Source organism: Comamonas testosteroni, assembly GCF_000761245.1.
Classification (GTDB): domain Bacteria; phylum Pseudomonadota; class Gammaproteobacteria; order Burkholderiales; family Burkholderiaceae_C; genus Comamonas; species Comamonas testosteroni_C.
The window spans coordinates 12,699-29,671 of record NZ_AWOR01000043.1 but is presented as its reverse complement, the minus strand read 5'-3'; the positions used below and the strand labels follow the sequence as shown (position 1 = coordinate 29,671).

General features: G+C 55.8%; 20 protein-coding genes. 11 read left to right on the top strand and 9 right to left on the bottom strand.

What is annotated here, in order from left to right:
- Positions 1–24 precede the first annotated feature (24 nt).
- The 5 genes from P353_RS09445 to P353_RS09415 all read left to right on the top strand — a co-directional run bounded on the left by P353_RS09445 (position 25) and on the right by P353_RS09415 (position 3,723).
- Positions 25–357 carry a hypothetical protein gene (locus P353_RS09445; protein ID WP_157839576.1) on the top strand — a complete coding sequence of 111 codons (333 nt, stop codon included), beginning with the start codon at positions 25–27 and terminating at the stop codon, positions 355–357.
- A gap of 64 nt (positions 358–421) precedes the next feature.
- A complete protein-coding gene (locus tag P353_RS09440; protein ID WP_034368461.1) occupies positions 422–898 on the top strand; it encodes a GNAT family N-acetyltransferase in 477 nt (158 codons plus the stop codon).
- A gap of 95 nt (positions 899–993) precedes the next feature.
- Positions 994–1,296: a hypothetical protein gene (locus P353_RS09435; RefSeq protein WP_157839575.1), complete on the top strand. Its 303-nt coding sequence runs from the start codon at positions 994–996 to the stop codon at positions 1,294–1,296.
- Between the two features lie 456 nt (positions 1,297–1,752).
- Positions 1,753–2,277, top strand: coding sequence for a hypothetical protein (locus P353_RS09430; protein ID WP_157839574.1), 525 nt, complete (start codon positions 1,753–1,755; stop codon positions 2,275–2,277).
- 1,125 nt (positions 2,278–3,402) lie between these two features.
- Positions 3,403–3,723 (top strand): hypothetical protein, encoded by a 321-nt coding sequence (locus P353_RS09415; protein ID WP_034368447.1) that lies wholly within the window; start codon positions 3,403–3,405, stop codon positions 3,721–3,723.
- A gap of 139 nt (positions 3,724–3,862) precedes the next feature.
- Here P353_RS09415 and P353_RS09410 read toward each other — a convergent pair whose 3' ends face one another.
- Positions 3,863–4,288 (bottom strand): nuclear transport factor 2 family protein, encoded by a 426-nt coding sequence (locus P353_RS09410; RefSeq protein WP_034368444.1) that lies wholly within the window; start codon positions 4,286–4,288, stop codon positions 3,863–3,865.
- Between the two features lie 435 nt (positions 4,289–4,723).
- Between P353_RS09410 and P353_RS09405 the strand changes: the two genes are divergently transcribed.
- The gene (locus tag P353_RS09405) at positions 4,724–4,972 is read left to right on the top strand and encodes a TOBE domain-containing protein (RefSeq protein ID WP_318010643.1); all 249 of its coding nucleotides are present in this window, start codon (positions 4,724–4,726) and stop codon (positions 4,970–4,972) included.
- 224 nt (positions 4,973–5,196) lie between these two features.
- Here the strand turns inward: P353_RS09405 and P353_RS09400 are convergent, their stop codons facing one another.
- The 3 genes from P353_RS09400 to P353_RS09390 all read right to left on the bottom strand — a co-directional run bounded on the left by P353_RS09400 (position 5,197) and on the right by P353_RS09390 (position 7,071).
- Positions 5,197–5,529 (bottom strand): hypothetical protein, encoded by a 333-nt coding sequence (locus tag P353_RS09400; protein WP_034368440.1) that lies wholly within the window; start codon positions 5,527–5,529, stop codon positions 5,197–5,199.
- Between the two features lie 148 nt (positions 5,530–5,677).
- On the bottom strand, positions 5,678–6,025 hold the full coding sequence (locus P353_RS09395) for a hypothetical protein (protein ID WP_232776383.1): 348 nt from the start codon (positions 6,023–6,025) through the stop codon (positions 5,678–5,680).
- A gap of 122 nt (positions 6,026–6,147) precedes the next feature.
- Entirely contained in the window at positions 6,148–7,071 is a 924-nt protein-coding gene (locus tag P353_RS09390) for a LysR family transcriptional regulator (protein ID WP_034368435.1), read from the bottom strand.
- 98 nt (positions 7,072–7,169) lie between these two features.
- Between P353_RS09390 and P353_RS09385 the strand changes: the two genes are divergently transcribed.
- From P353_RS09385 to blaOXA, 3 genes are all read left to right on the top strand, one after another.
- Complete coding sequence (locus P353_RS09385) at positions 7,170–7,691, top strand: DMT family transporter (protein WP_034368432.1); 522 nt, start codon at positions 7,170–7,172, stop codon at positions 7,689–7,691.
- A gap of 260 nt (positions 7,692–7,951) precedes the next feature.
- On the top strand, positions 7,952–8,368 hold the full coding sequence (locus P353_RS09380; protein WP_034368431.1) for a VOC family protein: 417 nt from the start codon (positions 7,952–7,954) through the stop codon (positions 8,366–8,368).
- 200 nt (positions 8,369–8,568) lie between these two features.
- The gene (gene blaOXA, locus P353_RS09375) at positions 8,569–9,369 is read left to right on the top strand and encodes a class D beta-lactamase (RefSeq protein WP_034368428.1); all 801 of its coding nucleotides are present in this window, start codon (positions 8,569–8,571) and stop codon (positions 9,367–9,369) included.
- A 116-nt stretch (positions 9,370–9,485) separates the two neighbouring features.
- Here blaOXA and P353_RS09370 read toward each other — a convergent pair whose 3' ends face one another.
- From P353_RS09370 to P353_RS09355, 4 genes are all read right to left on the bottom strand, one after another.
- Positions 9,486–10,205: a PA1136 family autoinducer-binding transcriptional regulator gene (locus tag P353_RS09370; protein WP_034368424.1), complete on the bottom strand. Its 720-nt coding sequence runs from the start codon at positions 10,203–10,205 to the stop codon at positions 9,486–9,488.
- A 1-nt stretch (position 10,206) separates the two neighbouring features.
- Entirely contained in the window at positions 10,207–11,055 is an 849-nt protein-coding gene (gene hchA / locus P353_RS09365; protein ID WP_034368422.1) for a glyoxalase III HchA, read from the bottom strand.
- A gap of 119 nt (positions 11,056–11,174) precedes the next feature.
- Positions 11,175–12,833 (bottom strand): sensor domain-containing diguanylate cyclase, encoded by a 1,659-nt coding sequence (locus P353_RS09360; protein WP_034368420.1) that lies wholly within the window; start codon positions 12,831–12,833, stop codon positions 11,175–11,177.
- A gap of 239 nt (positions 12,834–13,072) precedes the next feature.
- The gene (locus tag P353_RS09355; RefSeq protein WP_198529049.1) at positions 13,073–14,464 is read right to left on the bottom strand and encodes a PLP-dependent aminotransferase family protein; all 1,392 of its coding nucleotides are present in this window, start codon (positions 14,462–14,464) and stop codon (positions 13,073–13,075) included.
- Positions 14,465–14,633: 169 nt separating this feature from the next.
- On the opposite strand from P353_RS09355, the gene P353_RS09350 reads away from it, so the two are divergent.
- Positions 14,634–14,867: a hypothetical protein gene (locus P353_RS09350; protein WP_034368417.1), complete on the top strand. Its 234-nt coding sequence runs from the start codon at positions 14,634–14,636 to the stop codon at positions 14,865–14,867.
- Between the two features lie 168 nt (positions 14,868–15,035).
- Here P353_RS09350 and P353_RS09345 read toward each other — a convergent pair whose 3' ends face one another.
- Entirely contained in the window at positions 15,036–15,920 is an 885-nt protein-coding gene (locus P353_RS09345; RefSeq protein WP_034368414.1) for a LysR family transcriptional regulator, read from the bottom strand.
- A gap of 51 nt (positions 15,921–15,971) precedes the next feature.
- Between P353_RS09345 and P353_RS09340 the strand changes: the two genes are divergently transcribed.
- Entirely contained in the window at positions 15,972–16,910 is a 939-nt protein-coding gene (locus P353_RS09340; RefSeq protein ID WP_034368412.1) for a DMT family transporter, read from the top strand.
- The last annotated feature ends 63 nt before the right edge of the window (positions 16,911–16,973 follow it).

Genomic DNA, 16,973 nt, shown 5'->3' with positions numbered 1-16,973 from the left:
TCCGAGATGTGAAGACCGCGAGCCATGCCCAGAATTCCTCCTGCACCTGTAAAACTAGCGCGATCTGATGTGCTCGATGGGGATCCCGTCGCCGAGGAAGAGCGTCAATGGTGGGTGCGCATCATTTTTGTAGCGCTAAGTGCAGGCTGCGTAGTCTTGGTGATTAGCCTTCTGCGTTCGTTTGCAACGCTTCAGGACTATGCAGGTGCTATGTTGGTTAGCATTTTTGCATTGCTCGCTGCATTCTTTGCAGTCTTGGCAGCCCCCAACCGGTTTCAAGATAGATTTATACGACCAATAATGATCTACGGACTAATATTAGAAATAATAGTCAATAGTTTCATTATTATGAAATGACGTCCAAGCCTTATGCTTGGACACTCGAATATCAATCGTGTTGCATGCTAAGAAGTTCCATCCTATGTCTGAAAGTACCGTTGTAACTGGTGTCGTGGTAAGAGCCATTCAACCCAAAGACTTTGATCAGTGGCTCTCGCTCTGGGACTGCTACAACGCTTTCTATGGACGCTCCGGAGCTACGGGACTGCCCCGAGAAATTACCGAGACAACCTGGGAACGCTTCTTCAATCCCATCGAGCCGGTATTTGCAGTGGTCGCGGAACATGAAGGAGAGGTAGTTGGCCTGGCCCATTACCTGTTTCACTGCACCACCACCAGGCTTGGCCCGGTCTGCTACCTGCAGGATCTTTTCACGGCCCCCACACGGCGCAAGCTCGGAGTTGGCAAGGCCCTCATCAACAACGTCTACGAGCAGGCCATGCTGGCTGGCGCGAGTCGTGTCTACTGGCAAACTCAAGCAGCCAATGAAGCTGGTCGCGCGCTCTACGACAAGTTGGCCAGACATGCCGGGTTTATCGTATACAGCCATGAGCTGTAGCCTGTTGCGACCATGCTGGCGGGGTGAGGCGGCTGTTTGGGGTCGTGCAACTGCTGTTGTTAGGTTGTTGACTTCGGTTACTGGTGAACTTCACAATGAGTGCCAAATTTGCAGGAATAGCTATGTCTTTATTGCAACGCCTCCGAGGTGACCTTTTTCAGCAAGTGCCTTGCCTTGGGCAAACGCTTTTCCTGTACAAACAAGGTTTTGTCTTGGGCATATTTGTTGCCCTGATTACGCTCATTATTTTCAATCTTCCATGGCAAATTCTTTCGTTTGAGCGAGAGGCAATACAGCTCGTCATAGCTGTAATTGGAAGCTATGCTTCGGCCAATCTCGTGGGTACTCGCGCGCCCAGTGGATGCCCACCGGAGGTCGCTGCCAAGCGCTGGATATGAACCGGTAAGCTCACCTCGGGGTAGAACTGCGACTATTTAAGCTGATAAATATCAGGTTCTTCTGGATAGAAATGGATTGCGATGATTAACCCATTTTTTATAATTGTGTTGATTATAATAATCGTTATTATATTCCTTTTGGCTTTTCATGTTTTTCGAGATGTACGAGGCGGCAGAAGAAATAGAGAACTGAACTGCTACGCATGTGGAGCGCACACACAACTCTGGCCCATCCATCACAGCAAGGGTGGCACATACCTGTACTGCCAAGACTGTAAGAAAAGGCATGAAACGCTGAGTCGTTGGTTTGGAATGGTTGGTTTGGTGTTGGTGGCTTTCTTCTCAATGGTTATATTTTTTGCTAGAAACTGAAATTAATCGAAAATAATACTTCCCTGTTCATTCATGCACTGAAAATAATAGATAAATTACCTTTTTAGAAACATGAACTTGTTAATGCCAATCATTGTCAAGAGTCAGCTCTCTCTTGCAACCGTTTATCTGAGTTTGGGTATGGTTGTTTTCGGCTTGTTGCTGGCATTTTTTGATACCAAATATCTCTTCATATCGGTGGTTTTTGGTGGGGTCGGATTGATATCTTTATGGGGTAAGGTGATCGCAAACCGACGTCAAGTCAACTTAGATGCCGCTGCTGGTCAGGTGACCATTTCGAGGGTTTCAGCCCTCTTCAGGCCAAAGCAGCGTACCTACCCTTTAGAGATGTTTGGATCAGTTCAGTCATACATCCTGCAAGGGAAGTTCCCCATCAACCGTGTGGAGTTGGTTACTAAGGCAGGGGGAGAGGCATTGATGGTTGCTCAATTTGCGCCTGCAAACTTCGCTCCTTCGTTTTTTTCTTTCCCCGCAGACGGGGAAAACAAGTGTGCAGCAAGTCTTCGGCAAGAGATCGCTGTTCAGCTCGGGCTTCTTGATCGAGGTTTTCTCGGGAACAGAATGTTCGGAGCGCAACTCAAAGACTGACAGCAGCTCAGCTGCTGAAGATTTAGTGCCAATGGCAGCAATGAGGCGGTCGGCGGCAGTCGCGGATCCGCTAGAAGCAAACTCTGGAAATTGACTTCAAGCCCTTGTACAACTCAAGTTCGGGGAGGCGTCGTGAAGTTATTTATTGTTATGTTTTTTTTGTTGATATTGGCTGTATCGATATTTTTTGAAATTATTTTATTGATGAGCTATTCATCGTCAGATAAATTCAATCAATGGAAAAGTGAATTCATTAATGGAAATAATTTTCATTTGGGTAAATTGTGGGGATTTTTTGAAAAAACCATTCGAATCAGATATATATTTATTTATCTCGGTCTTATTGGTTTAGCACTTTCTTTGATTAACTATAGAGATTGAGGATCCGCGGATGACCTATTGCTTAGATTGTGGCGAATAAAATTACGCAAATTCCACTGTGGGTTGGAACGGACTTAAGTTTTTGCTGTGGCCAGCATTGACTACCTGGAAGAGCAGGGTGGTCGCAAGCATTGACGAGTCAGGGGAGTTTTCTGGGGAGTTTAGGGGGCGCGACGGGAATTGAAATGATGGCGCTCAGAGGGAGAGTCCCCCGCTAAACCCCCTTAAACCCCGGTTTGATCGGTTCGATTCCCATGGTTTGCACTGTCGGCCTTTTCACGCGGGGAAGAACTTGAAAAATAGGGCTGATGATAAAAGCACGACAAACAGGCCGAAATATGAAATGGCCTGAAAGTCTGAGTAATCTTCAATGTCCTTGCTCGGTCTGGCCAACCTGGGGTACTTTCCAAGCGTAAGAATTTTGAGTGCCAACCAACCTGGCCAAAAAAGCACAAACTCGAAGGCGAACTGTTTCACTGCGTGTCCAACGAGACTTAGGACAGCATCCATATTTCTTCCCTGTACAGTGGTCGTCCAATCATTTTTGATGCGATTGTCGCCTGAGTCAATTGCTTGAGGTTCGGCCGCACATGTGTCCGCTCATCGATTGACTGCAATTGGCTGAGAGCAGCGGCATGACACGACATGGAGCCTTCGTTGTCTTGTAGGAGTTCGGCAAGTGTCATTGGTCATTAAGCGGTTTAATGCCGTTCACTTCAAAAATCCGAGGTTTGCATCAGAGACATGAGCCAAGTTGCTTTAACTATCGCCGTAGCCTGGTTTGGCTTTGCTCAAGCAATCCAGCCCGTTGAGGCTGGCCTCCAGCCTTTGCTTGACCGTCAGAAGGCTATCCAGCACGAGCAACAGCAGCTCAATCAATTGCTTCAAAGCACGGCCACAAAGCCGGAGATTCGAGCAGACGCGTACCGGGAGTACACAAGAGTTGAGCTTGAGAGGCAAGAACTGGAGTGCGATATAAAAAGGGCGAGAAGCTGGGTAGTTTCGCCATTGGTGATGCATGCGATGCCTGAAACAGGAGTCTCCTGTCATGCAGCGCTGGGCTAACGCGCCGGTGAACCACGTTCTGCGAATACTGAAGCGAACGTTAAGCAGCTATCCCAGGGTGTTGTTGACGGCTGGGGAACGATCGCGGCTGCACACCAAACAATGCGAAAGCTCACAGGCTTGTGCCAAAGCGTGTGGATCAGGCCATATTTGCGGCCCAACTGCGAACTTGCTTTCGTGATTTGATTTTCCAGCCATCCTTTGTGCGCTCGAGGCTGTCCTCATACCAAAGGCCGCTCACAGAAGTGGTTTCTTTGCCTTCAGGTGTCTTGCCTGTCATGGGGACGATGGCCGCAGATCGCGCGGTGGCGATATTTCCTGCGAGATCAATTTTGACCGTAGAGACTGTGTGCTGTGTCGAGGCCAAGCTGCCAAGGATTGGCACAAAAAAACTTTGCAGCTCGGCAGGAGAGCCTTTGGGTCCACCAAAAGCGGTGAAGTCCAAAACCGCATCAGGAAGAAATATCGCTTGAAACGAGTGCCAATCCTTTTCGTCTAAGGCATGACAGTACCGTGCCAGGAGTTCGTTGATTTCTACCTTGTCCGAGATGTCCTGAAGTGTCATTGCTGGCTCCGTTTGGAGGTCATGATTTGAACCAATCAAGACAATACGAGCATCGTCCGACAGGGGCATCGTCTGTATCGACTATCGCGCGTGTAGCGGTGCTGTCCGAGGAGCATTTCAACTTCCGCGTTTGATTTCTCTTGGAGGTAAAGCGCGACCCTGAGCGGACATTTTCTGAGTCAGCTGGGTGCCAGTGTTCTGTTGGAGCCCTGATCAAGATGGACGGAGACGCTGAGGGGGGCGTTGCGGTAGTAGGCATCAGTCAATGGCTGGGAAAGCGCTGAACATGGCGTTTGTGTGCGACTCACCAAGGCTGGCGAATGTACGTCACCGACAACCGATTGCAGCTGTCGCTGCTCGGTCCATTGCAGTCATACAGCTGCTGATAGGATCTCTATATGGCAGCGCTTCTACAGCCATCGAGTCGCTGAATATATGCTGTTGTCCGTCGTCATTTCTTCAGATACAGATACTATGAAAATCAGTGCTCGCAATGTCTTGCAAGGCAAGGTTATCTCGATTGTCACGGGCCCAGTTAGCACGGAATTGACACTAGAAGTTGCCCCTGGTGTGAGAGTCACATCCTCTATCACCTCAACGTCGGCCCAGTCTCTGGGATTGAAAGAGGGCGACAATGCGTATGCCGTCATTAAAGCGTCATCGGTGATGGTTGCTGTGGATTAAACAGCTCTTCTGTCTAAGCAAAAAGGCTCCCCCAGGAGCCTTTCTGATCCAGCCAGTTCAGATCGATTGCATGCGCTAAGTTGAAAACTTCTTTCGCGAGCACATCGATCTCCAGACCGACGCCGCGGATAGCACGGCGACGTTTGCGTAGACAGCCAACACGCATCAGAAGCCGGACAAGGGATTGCTGCGCTTCTGAATTCCCGGGGGCGTCTGAGGTCCCATCAAGTCAGGTGGTCTTCCACAATCAACCAGCCCATACTCCCAACACCATCATTGATGATGTCCAAGTGGTTGCCGCCCTCGTGCACACGAATGTTCTGACCAACGAAGGCTTTGGGTGCAACGCGCTCAATATTGGACAGGGCCAGTCTTATTTGCTCGCCAAGCTCAGAAAGCGACTTTTGAGAGTAGTCAATGTCGATAGCCTCGGCCAGCAGTCCATAGACAACTCTCTTTTTTCCCTCCTCAGGGAAAGCGAGCACCTTTGTATGCAAGAGCTCTGCATCCGAAAATTTGCGACCAGTGAGCTTTTCAAAAACTTCAATGCTTGGCAAAGTTCCCTCCTAGCGCTGCGTGACTCAATGTAACCAGCATAGTCGAGCGCATTGAAGAGATGCAAGCACCAAGAGCGCGTAGTTACGCCTACTTCACTAATGAATTCAGGACTGCAAACGACCCAGACCAGTCGCTGGACAGCGTTTGTCAATCGTCCTCGGGTGCCTGATCCTGCCTGTGAAAGGCCTCCCATGCCGCTGCTTCCAGTTCACCGCCATCAGAGATGAGATTGCCGTCCTCATCATGAAGCGTATACGTTTGCTGCTCGCCTCCAATGCTCGCGGCGCCATCAAGTCCCAGCAGCAACGTATACATGGTGTCTCTCAGCACAGAATCTAGAATCGCTCGGAGTTGCTCGTGTTGCTTGGGCGTGAGCTCTAGAGCTTCGATCCTCGCTGCGACCTCCGACTCTTCATGAGCATTCATGAAAGACAAAAGAAGTTCTGATTTGAGGTTGACCCAGTTCTCAACAAATTGTTTGGAGTTCATCGTCATATATCAGGATGCAATGGGCAAAAGACCGCCATTGGCCGATTGAATCCGCCACCCATTGCAGTCATCGGCAGAGTTTAGGAGGCTGAAGAAAAATTACCGCAAAAGTCGCGACTTGTGGCAACTCACTGCTCGCCAGCACTCTGTTTGCAGCTGTTCATTACAGCGAGCCTGAGCCAGGCCAACGCAGGGTCATTGTGCTTTCGCGTATGCCAGGCTTGTTGGTATGCCATTTTGGGTAGTTGCAACTGGCGTGGAGGTGCAAACTGCCGCAGATTCTTAAATGAGCGTAGCGGGCCTACAGCACGACGGGCAATCGTCAGAACCAGATCGGTACCTGGCAGCAATTCAACCGCAGCGCTCCAGTGTGGCAAGGCCACGGCAATCCTCCTTTTGAGTCCCTTGGCGGCGAGTGCGCGCTCGATTTCGTCGTTCGCATCCGGCCTCAATGCCAGCATGACATGTGGGCGTGTCAGCCATTCCTCTAGCGACAATCCTCCTTTTTCCGGACTGACGGACTTGTCTGCGAGACAGATGAAATCCTCTTCGAACAGTGTTTCGACCCGGATGTCTTGTGCAAGATCGGGAAAGATCCCCAGAGCCAGGTCCAGTTCACCATCGGCTAGCTGTACCAGCATTGCATCCCGGCTGGCCTGACTGATGGCGAAGTCAAAGCCAGGCGCATGTTTGCGGACGTATTGCATCAGGTCCGGGAGTACCAGCCGAGCCGCATAGTCGGACAGTGACAGCCTGAATCGTCGTTGTGCCTGCAGTGGATCGAACTGGGGCGTTCCCAGCAGAGTATTGAGGCTGCCTAAAGCCTCCGAGAGTGGTGGCAACAGCACATTGCCGCGAGCCGTCAGCTCCAGCTTTCCCAGCTTGCGCACCAGCAATGGGTCATTGAAATGCTCGCGCAGCTGAGCTAGCGAATGACTCACTGCCGGTTGGCTCTTGTGCAGGCGCATGGCAGCCCTGGTCACGTGCTTCTCAGTCAGCAACGCGTGAAGTGCCAGCAGCAGATTAAGGTCGATACGGCGCAGATCATCCATATGACGAATAGTACATGTACATATAAACGATTTCCATAATTAATCCGTATGCGAGACCATTCAAACATTGCTTGTAGACGTTTGAAGGAGTAGCAGATATGAACAGCAAGATGGCATTGATGACGGTCGCCTCACTGGGTATGGCCTTGCTGGCGGGGGCCATCCTGCCTTTTCAGGCCGCTGCAAATGCCAACGTAGGCCGTGCTCTTGGTCACCCTTTCTGGGGAGCAGCCACATCGCTGGTGATCAGCCTGGCCGTGATGGTGCCCATGCTGATGCTGGTCAAAGCCCCCATGCCTAATTTCAGCAATGCGTTTCACGGTCCCTGGTGGTTGTGGATCGGCGGTGTCCTGGGGGCTGTTTACGTCGCCAGCGCTGCAGCCTTGATACCCAAGCTGGGTGCCGGCGGATTTCTGGTTGCCGTGGTCGCAGGACAGATGGTCGTGGCGGTATTGATCGATCACTTCGGTGTCATGGGACTGGAGCCCAAGCCCATCAACGTCATGCGTGTACTGGGTGTGCTCCTGATTCTTGGCGGGGTGTTCCTGATCCAGGGCGCAGGAGCAGCCAGGCCTGCCGCCACTGCGATCCCCGTCACTTCCAGCGTAGGCTTGGCTTGAGCACAAATAGTGATTGATCCACTGGCGCCAGCGCGCTGAACACTTCTCGAAAGGAGATGGAAATCAGCGCGTCGCGCCGAAATGCTCAATGCGAACCCCTGAGTAGACATTGACGGCCCCGTGCCGTAACCGCTTGAAAGATCAAGCAAGCACAGGCCTTCCGATCGAAAAAATGTCCCTGACGCTCGCCGAACGTCTGGGGTTTCATCACACCAAGTGCATACGATTACGAGTGTGCATGTCCGCAGCAGGAGATCGCCATGAGCAAATTCAGTATTCAGCACATTGATCACATCGTGTTGCGCGTCGCCGACCTGGAGCGAAGCATCCGCTTTTACCAAGCGGTCCTGGGCTGTGCCTTGGTGAAGCGTCGCGAGGATTTGGGTATGGTTCATCTGCGAGCTGGTGCATCCATGATTGACCTGGTGGATGTTGAGGGCCCCTTAGGCCGTGCGGGCGGAGCTGCGGCTTCAAGCGAGCGCAGAAATGTCGATCATTTCTGCCTGCGTATCGAGCCTTTTGATGAGCAAGCCATCCTCACCCATTTGGCTGGCCATGGTCTTGAGGCGGATGGGGCGGTGCGACGCTTTGGCGCTGACGGCATGGGCCTGTCCATTTACTGCAAAGACCCGGACGGCAATCAGCTTGAACTTAAAGGGCCAGCGAGCGCCGATTGACAACTCAGGCGGCAGTCCGTACTCCCGGAGTGCTCGCTATGCCCGATCTGGTTGCTCGAAAGACAGCCTCTGGCTGTGGATTCAAGCGATTGCGGGTGCCGCTGTCCGGCCCGCAACAGACGCTGCCCATCGCGGCAAGGTGTCACCGCTCCTGTCCCTGTCAACTCAGGACGGGTTCGTTTGACCCTTAAACTAGCCGCATGAATCGACGTAGTCTGGTCTTATCGGCCCTGGCCGCAGGGTTTGCTCAAGTGACGGCGGCAGGCCCCCAGCCTCAAGAAATGGCCGAGTGGTCTCGGTTTTTCACAGAAGCCGATGCGCAAGGCAGCATCGTTGTTCTCGATGCACGCGATAACTCTGAAACTACTCACGTCTACAACGTGTCGCGTTCCGCTCGGCGTTACTCGCCAGCCTCTACCTTCAAGATTCCGCACAGCCTGTTTGCGCTTGATGCAGGGCTGCTGCGTGACGAATTTCAGCTTATTCAATGGGATGGTGTGAAACGACTTGTGGCGGCGTGGAATGTGGACCAGAATCTGCGCTCCGCGATGAGGAACTCCACCGTCTGGGTGTATGAGCGCTTCGCCAAGGAACTCGGCGATGCACGCGAGAGCGCCTATATGCGAAAGATTGGGTATGGCAATGCGGTCGCCACTGGCGACAAGCCATTCTGGGTTGAGGGCGACCTCGCCATCTCATCCTTCGAGCAGATTGCTTTCTTGCAACGGCTTTACCGCAATCAACTGCCTTTCCAGGTCGAGCATCAGCGGCTTGTGAAGGACGTGATGGTCAATGAAGCAGGACCTCACTGGATACTGCGTGCAAAAACGGGCTGGACCGGAAAAATCGGCTGGTGGGTGGGCTGGGTAGAGTGGCCCAGCGGCCCCGTCTTCTTCGCCTTGAACATGGACACGCCCAACAGACTTGCCGACCTTGCCAAACGGCAAAGCATCACACGCAATGTTCTGCGCTCCATTAAAGCGCTACCCACTTCAGCATAGACCTGAACCGGGAGCGGAAGCCGGCAGAGCCATGTCTTGAAGAGCTCCTGCGGCCGGTTCCTGCCCCCGTTTGCATGTTCCAAAGGGATACTTGAGATGTGAGCCGACATGGATAGTCAGGCGACGATCTCTCCGTTGCGGATCGCCACGCGAATGGCCTGCGCCGTCGTGGCGACGCCCAGGCGCTTGCGGATGCGGCGCAGGTGGTTTTCTACAGTGCGTTCGGACAGGCCGAGGGTTGCGGCAATCTCCGTCTGCCGCCGGCCGGCGGCCGTCCACGCAAGCACCTCACGTTCGCGATCGGACAGGGTGCCGAGCTCCTCTTGCGGGGGCAGTTCCAGCAACCTGCGCGCCGTGCGGAACGCGGCTTGGGCGATCAGCTCCAGCGTCAGCCGGGCCTGCGGCGAGGCATCGATGCGCTCGCCGCCCAGGCTCATCGCGCCTTCCAGCCCCAAGAGGCCGAATACAGGCACTTGCAGGCCGTGGACACCAGGGCCCTGCGGCGCGCGGACGACGCTGTAACGCTCGCTCTGAGCGCCGTTCGTCTTGGTCCAGAAGAAGGGCAGATTCGTCTCCAGGATGTGGCGCGTCATCGGGCAGTGCCGCACGTAGGTTTCAGCATCGACAGGCGCGCTCGTGCCGAACCAGTCTCCCTCGATCCAGTAGATGCGCTCCACCGCATCGTCCCGAGCGCTAGAGGCCGAGAACAGCACGAAACGGTCGTACCCCAGTGGCGCACCGACCGCACGCACCGTATCCTGGATTGCGGCGAGACTGCGGGCACCCTCTATGATGAGGGCTGCTTGGAATGCCGCCTGCGCGATTGCGGTGCTCATCTCAGGCCGTGACTTCCTTGAGCAAGGTTTCGGCCGCGAGCTTGCCAAGCGCATTGCCAGCCAGCGGGCTGTCGCCAGTGATCAGCTGCCGGTCCCGGTGCACGGCACCCGAGATGCCGTCGTTGACGATCTCGAAACCCAGGGCCTTGAGCCTTTCGCCGAACTTCCAGGTTAGGTGACCTGGCATGTAGCCGATGGCAGGGGTCTGCGCATCGAGCGTGTCCGGGAAGGCGCAGATCTTGTAGCCTCGGTAGATGTCGCTGTCGCCAACCGCGAGGAAGGCAGCAGGGCCGTGGCACAGAGAGATGACGAACCGGTTGTTGGCCGCCGCCCATTCCAGCACCGCGCCCACGTCACGGCTGTCGGGGATACCGATCAGCGCGCCATGCCCGCCGGGGACGAAGATGGCGGCGTACTGCTCCAGCCCCTGCTCAAGCACCGTCGACAGGCGCAGCGGCTCCTTGAATTGGGAGTGGTACTTGTTGAAGAAGCCCTTGACCCTATCGTCTTCGGAAGGCATTGCCCAGAACTCGAACTTGACGGGATTTCCCGACACCGTCGCCACATCGAACGCGAAGCCCGCCTTGTCCAGGTGGTACATGGGCAGCAGCGTCTCGACCGGGTGGTTGCCGGTGGAGAAGAAGCTGCCGTTGTCGGTCAGCAGGTAGCGCTCGTCTGCACCGATCATCAGGATCTTCTTGCTGCCTTGGTAGGTCTTCGCGTAGTCGGCGCCGCTCAGGTCGGACTTGGGCGACGTGAACTGACTGAGCGAGTAGGGCGAGGGAAAGAACGCATTGAGTTCGGCTGGATCGGGTTGCGGTTGCTTGTCGGGAGTCGTTGGCTCAGCCATGGGTCACCTCTGAGGTAGTTTGCGGAGTGCACAACAATGCTGCGGCAAGAAACCTGTGGCAATGAGGGATTTCCGTCAATGCGGGTCAGGCTAAGCCGGAATTTTGCTCCTGGTCTGTTTCAGGCTCGCACAGAGCCAAAGACGGGGGCGGAAGCCTGGAGTCGCTCCGCCAATTCGCGTGTTTCAATGGCTGAGTCACCTGCTGAGTCACTTTTGGCCGACTGCATTTGCGATGCTCGCCGCGCCTGTTTGTCCGCATACATGCACTGATCAGCCTCCTTGAGCACAGCCTGCGGAGAGCTGGCGGATGGATCGGCACTCACAATGCCAAAGCTTGCTCCTGGGTAGTCGAAGCTGCACTCGGCAAATTTATAGCTTCCGATCAGCAGCGGTGCCAATCGGCTGTGCATGGCTTCAAGAGCTTTGTCCTGATCCATTGGGTCAGGCGGCGCAATCAGTCCGATGACGACGAATTCATCACCACCTAGCCGCCCCAGCATGTCACTCTTGCGCAAACCCGCAGACATGCGCCGGCCGACTTCGACGAGGAACTGGTCACCGACCACATGTCCGTAGGTATCGTTGATCGCCTTGAACCCATCCAGATCGATGAAAGCCACCAGGACCCATTGCTGCGTGCGGCCCGCTAAAGCGAATAGCCGGTCCAGTTGAGCCATCACATTGCGCCGGTTAGGCAGATTGGTCAGTGCATCATGGTTCGCGGCATGCCGCTCGTCCTGCCGCCGCACCACCATTTGCACGATCACGTGGCTGGATAGCAGGATGAAAAGCAGGCCGATCGCCGCCACCAGGCCTGCCATCCAATAGTGCTGCCGACGCATGGCAGGCAGGTGATCCAGGGCAGCCATCGTGATCAGCTGGTACTGTGTTTTGGATAGCGGCTCACGTCGTAGCAGATAGGGTATGCCATCGATGAGCCACTGGTCAGCAAGGCCAGAGCTGACTATGGCTCGCACATCCAGAGCTATTCCTGGATCTTCATCATTGTCTGGTGAAGATGTCATGCTGGAAGACCGCGCAGAACCCGGCGAAAGAAGCGCCGCCGCATTGCGGAGCATGAATGGAGCAGACGAAGCGGTGGTCACTCTTCCCTGGCGATCCACGATCAGTGCAATGTGCTGTCCAGTCAGGTTGAGCGCTATTTCCGGGGCATCGAACTTCACTGTGACGGAGCCCAGAGGCACGTCGTCTTCGTTCTCGATGCGGCTTGCCACAAAATAGGACGGCGTCTTGTTCAGCCGGGCGATACCGAACGAATGGCCATTGCCGTCACGCAATGCATCGATCAGATAGGGGCGGCCAGAGTAGATCATGCCCACGATGCTGTCAGGCTCGTCCCAGTTGCTGGCCGTTACCGTGTCGTCCGACATGTTGTTCATGTAGATGCGGGCATAACGCAGGTCGCTGGAGAGTTCATGCATGAAGTCGCCGACTTTGCGCACCAACGGATCCTGCGTGAATTGCGCCGCGCGCTGCTGGCGCGTAAGCCTGGCCAGACTTGGCGGATCGTCGCGATACCGGGTGGCCAGCTGGATCACCGAGCCCTGGCGCGCCACCATATTGGCCACACTCGACATTTCCGTGAACAGCCGATCCATGATGCGTGCGGTCGTCTTGACTTCGTATTCGACGCTGGCCGCCAAGCGGTCCAGTTCTGCCCCCTCGACCTGCTTTGACATCCACCACCCCAGACCCGCCACCAAGGTCAGCCACGCAACGGCCATTCCTAGTGTCGCGATGCGCACCGTGGATCGCATTGACTGTTTGCACTGAGCTTGCTGCGGTATTGCCTTGCCCACGTACTCCCTCCAGGCCGTTTTGAACGGATGGTAACAAGTACGTCTGGAGCGAAAAGTCAGGAAAAGTCATCGGTGAAGCTGGTGCCGCGGCCGGATGAGTCCTCTTCGAAAAAAGCCGGAGCAGTCGATGGCTGAACCGGCCTGGATGCGACCGCCTTGAGAGAGCTCCCGAATGGTGTGCCGTCTTTCCCGGGCACTTAAACCACCGCAGCGCTGAACGGCTCTGGCCTTCGTGCAAGCAGATGAGAGAGCCTTTGAAGGCCTGTCTGCAGGCGGCCACGGTCCTTGATGCTGCCCAACGAGATGCGAATGGCATTGACGGAGTCGCTGCAGGTGGCGAATGCCTCTGCTGGAGTGACTGCGATGCCCTCGCTGCCGGCTGCACGCGCAAGCTGTGAGGAGCTCCAATACCCTGGCAACTCGAGCCATATATGCAGGCCGTCTCCTGTGCCGTTGTACCTCCCCGCAAGAATATCCCTGGCCATCCAGTGACGCAGACGCGCCTCCTTGCGAACGCCTTGCATCAAAGCGGCAGCCGAGCCGTCGAGGATCCACTGTGTGGCCAGTGCAGCCGTCAGAGGAGCGACCATCAGCGCAAATGACCTGAGCGCGACCAGGAAACGTTCGCGTTCATGCTGGTCACGTATGAGCACGAAGGCCACACGCAAACCGGGCGTCAGGCATTTCGACAGGGTCGAGATGTAGCACACCTGCTCCGGGGCAAACGCGGCAATAGGTGGTGGCGGTGCATCGGCAAGCAGCCAGTAGGGATCATCCTCGATGATGCGTACATTGCAGCGCTTCGCGATGTTGGCGAGCTCCTTGCGCCGGCGCTCCGGAATGGTGATGGCGGTCGGGTTCTGCAATGTGGGATTGAGGTAGACCAGCCCAGGCTGGTGCTGATGGCAGGCCTGCTCCAGCATCTCGGGCATTATCCCGTGCTGGTCCGCTTTCACCGCAACGATGCGCCGGCCGAGCTGGGTTGCGGCAGTACGCAGGCCCGGATAACTTGCTGACTCTGTCAGTATCACATCGCCAGGCTTCGTCAGGGTCAGGATCAAGGCGGCAATTGCCGCTTGCGCGCCCGGACAGACAACAACCTGCGCTGAATCCAGAGTTCCAAACATCGGCTCCAGCCATCTGGCTCCTGCCTTACGGTCGGAGTCGCTTCCACCGCCCAGGTGGTAAGTCATCAGCAATGCGGTGTCTGCCCCCATCATTACCTGAGAAAGGCCTTGCTTCAGCAGGTCGTCGAAGTCCACGCCAGCAGGCGGGGGAGGAGTGTTCATGCTCAGGTCGAGGACCGAGGTCAGTTCAACTTTCGGTGCCGCAACATAAGTACCTCGCGCGCCGCGGCCCTCCAGCAGATGGCGGCGTCTGGCTTCGTCGTATGCGCGCGTGACCGTCGTCAGGTCGAGGTTCAGCTGCGCTGCCAACTGGCGCTGCGGAGGCAGACGATCACCCGGCTTAAGCGATCCGTCTGCCATTGCCGCCTGCAAGGCATCCGCAATCTGCAAGAAGCGCGGCCCGCCATGCACGGCCAATCGCGGCAGCCAAACTGGCAAACTGTCATCTTGTATGGTTTTCATACGCAGACATTTTGTCTTAATGTATGGAAATTGCTTTTAAGTAATATGCCTCAGAGCGTGTGGCGATCCCATTCTTGTATGGCAATCGCCGACGTCTTCGCTTCTCTCCTTCGGGAGGGCGGTGCTCCTCACGATAGACAGTGTCAAGTCATAGGCTGGAAATTCTCAAATGATCGATTGGGTCCCTGTAATCTTTGTTACGTTCAAGGTTCTCATCTTCGGCGCGTGCATGTTCTTCGCCATCAAGTGGCATTACGACCAAGGAAAGAAGGGAATGGACAGGCGCGCGCTGCTGCGCACGGGTGGCAAGGTGGCTGCAGCCTTCATGCTGGCGCTGCTGTGTGTGTTGCTGTTCACCTTTGGCCTTGCCAGGATGCTCGGTATGGACTTGAGCCTCCCATGATGGCAAAGACTGGTCGGCAAATATCCAGTAATGCAATGAACCTTGCATTCTTCGGACGACCATAACTTGTTGCCTTATCGAAGACGGCAATCTGCCTTGCGTCGCCGTTGCTGACCACCTTTGGCTCCAGGCATTCGGGAGAACACTTGCCCCGGATGACGAAGTCACTCAATACTCAACCGCCAGACTGGCCCTGCTTTTCTGAGCCAGCTCGACAAAAGCCAAAGCAGCGGGCGAGAGCTTGTCAAAACTCAGCGCGGCCAACGCGATTTTCCGGCGACAGCGGGGCTTTAATGGGCGGTAGACAACACCAACCGGGGGCTCTGGCAGAGCCAGGCGTGCAGCAATGGTGACTGCCTCGCCTTGCGCTACAAAGCCCATCATTGAGGTGAGCTGCTCAAACCTGAACAGAGTTCTGGGTGAGGCGTCTTGGCTGGCCAAAAAAGCATCGATATGGGGGCCTGAGCCTGCGCTGGTGCGGATAAAGGGCTGTCCATGAAAGCTCATGGCACCAATGGCCGATTGGGATGCCAGGGGATGCGCAGCAGGCAGCACCGCCACCAGCTCGTCTTCGGCCAGGGTCAGGGTGTCGAAGCGCTCGTCGGGCAAGACGACAAAGCCCAGTTCCACGCGCCGCTCCAGCAACCACTGCACGACTGTGCTGTCTATGGTTTCCTCGATGTGCACCTCGACCAGGGGGTGCTTCTGCTGAAAGCGCGCCAGGAGCCGCGGCAGCACACGCAGCGACGAGGTGGCGCCAAAAGATGCAATGCGCAAGGTGCCCCGGGCAATGCCATGCTCCGCATCGGCTTCCTGCTGCAATGCCTCTTTTTGCTGAAGGATGTCATTGGCGCGGCTCAGTAGTCTGGCGCCCACGTCGGTCAGTGTTGCCGCTGCCCCTTCTCGCTTGAAAAGCGTCACGCCCAGCTCTGTCTCCAACTGCTTGATGGCATGGCTGACGCCGCTCTGGGAAATACCCAGCACACCCGCTGCGCGCGAGAAGCTGCTGACTCGGGCGAGCGCAGCAAATACTTCGAGTTGCGTGAATGTCATGAGCTTTTACTCATTCGACGATGAATACTGATTATCAGATAGTAACGTCTCATGAACACATTACGAACCTCCACCCATTTGGGATTGATTGGCATGGCTGCCCTGTGGGGCGCTTCCTGGCCCTGGGGACGCATCGTTGCGCAAGCCATGCCTCCTCTGGCTGCGGCCAGCCTGCGCTTCTTTCTGGCTGGGCTCCTGCTGGTGCTGTGGCTGTACCGCAGCGGGCGCATGGGTGCATTACGTGTCCTGGAGCCTCGCCAATGGGCGGGCCTGGCCTGCGCTTCTGCCGTAGGCGTACTGGGCTACTCCGTGTTCTTCTTACAGGCACTCAAGACTGTGCCTGCGGGCAAGGCGGCCATGGTGGTGGCGCTCAACCCGGTCCTGACCATGTTGTTCGCAGCGCTACTGTTTCGTGAACGCGTGAACGCCATCATGTGCCTGGGTTTGGCGCTGGCGGTGACGGGCGCCCTGTATGCGCTGAGCGGCGGCGCTTTGGGGGGGCTGGTGTCTTCCTCGTCCGGCGTGGGGGAGTGGCTGCTGCTTGGCTGCGCCGCATGCTGGGTTGCCTATACCCTGATAGGACGCATCGTTCTGACCCGCGTGGATGCGCTGACCACGACGACGGCGACCGCACTCATTGGCGCTGCACTACTTCTTGTGGGCAGCATTGCCCTGGAGGGCTCGTCCGCCTGGGCTGGCCTGGCAAAAGCCCCTGCAGCCGCTTGGTACAGCGTTGTGGCCCTGGCCCTGGGCGCTACGGCATTGGCTTACGCCTGGTACTTGAAGGGCGTCCAGGAGCTGGGTGCTGGCGCCGCAGCCGCGTATATGTCCCTGGTGCCGCTGTTTGGGATGCTGCTGTCCAGCTTCTGGCTCAGAGAACCCATTACCAGTTCGCTGCTGGGAGGCGGCGCTACGGCCATCTTCGGCATGTTGTTGATGAATATCGGGCGCATACGACTGGAGAGGGCCGCTCACTCTGCTGCTGCCTGATTCGGGTCGAGTGCTGCTGCTTTCGGCCCGGAGCAGACCTCGACTGATACATTTAAATGCAAC

Bases quoted from the DNA above. Each gene is read 5' to 3' on its own strand.
- P353_RS09445 (WP_157839576.1), top strand. From the start codon at position 25: ATGCCCAGAATTCCTCCTGCACCTGTAAAACTAGCGCGATCTGATGTG.
- P353_RS09440 (WP_034368461.1), top strand. From the start codon at position 422: ATGTCTGAAAGTACCGTTGTAACTGGTGTCGTGGTAAGAGCCATTCAA.
- P353_RS09435 (WP_157839575.1), top strand. From the start codon at position 994: ATGAGTGCCAAATTTGCAGGAATAGCTATGTCTTTATTGCAACGCCTC.
- P353_RS09430 (WP_157839574.1), top strand. From the start codon at position 1,753: ATGCCAATCATTGTCAAGAGTCAGCTCTCTCTTGCAACCGTTTATCTG.
- P353_RS09415 (WP_034368447.1), top strand. From the start codon at position 3,403: ATGAGCCAAGTTGCTTTAACTATCGCCGTAGCCTGGTTTGGCTTTGCT.
- P353_RS09410 (WP_034368444.1), bottom strand. From the start codon at position 4,288: ATGACACTTCAGGACATCTCGGACAAGGTAGAAATCAACGAACTCCTG.
- P353_RS09405 (WP_318010643.1), top strand. From the start codon at position 4,724: ATGCTGTTGTCCGTCGTCATTTCTTCAGATACAGATACTATGAAAATC.
- P353_RS09395 (WP_232776383.1), bottom strand. From the start codon at position 6,025: ATGACGATGAACTCCAAACAATTTGTTGAGAACTGGGTCAACCTCAAA.
- P353_RS09390 (WP_034368435.1), bottom strand. From the start codon at position 7,071: ATGGATGATCTGCGCCGTATCGACCTTAATCTGCTGCTGGCACTTCAC.
- P353_RS09385 (WP_034368432.1), top strand. From the start codon at position 7,170: ATGAACAGCAAGATGGCATTGATGACGGTCGCCTCACTGGGTATGGCC.
- P353_RS09380 (WP_034368431.1), top strand. From the start codon at position 7,952: ATGAGCAAATTCAGTATTCAGCACATTGATCACATCGTGTTGCGCGTC.
- blaOXA (WP_034368428.1), top strand. From the start codon at position 8,569: ATGAATCGACGTAGTCTGGTCTTATCGGCCCTGGCCGCAGGGTTTGCT.
- P353_RS09370 (WP_034368424.1), bottom strand. From the start codon at position 10,205: ATGAGCACCGCAATCGCGCAGGCGGCATTCCAAGCAGCCCTCATCATA.
- hchA (WP_034368422.1), bottom strand. From the start codon at position 11,055: ATGGCTGAGCCAACGACTCCCGACAAGCAACCGCAACCCGATCCAGCC.
- P353_RS09360 (WP_034368420.1), bottom strand. From the start codon at position 12,833: ATGCGATCCACGGTGCGCATCGCGACACTAGGAATGGCCGTTGCGTGG.
- P353_RS09355 (WP_198529049.1), bottom strand. From the start codon at position 14,464: ATGAAAACCATACAAGATGACAGTTTGCCAGTTTGGCTGCCGCGATTG.
- P353_RS09350 (WP_034368417.1), top strand. From the start codon at position 14,634: ATGATCGATTGGGTCCCTGTAATCTTTGTTACGTTCAAGGTTCTCATC.
- P353_RS09345 (WP_034368414.1), bottom strand. From the start codon at position 15,920: ATGACATTCACGCAACTCGAAGTATTTGCTGCGCTCGCCCGAGTCAGC.
- P353_RS09340 (WP_034368412.1), top strand. From the start codon at position 15,972: ATGAACACATTACGAACCTCCACCCATTTGGGATTGATTGGCATGGCT.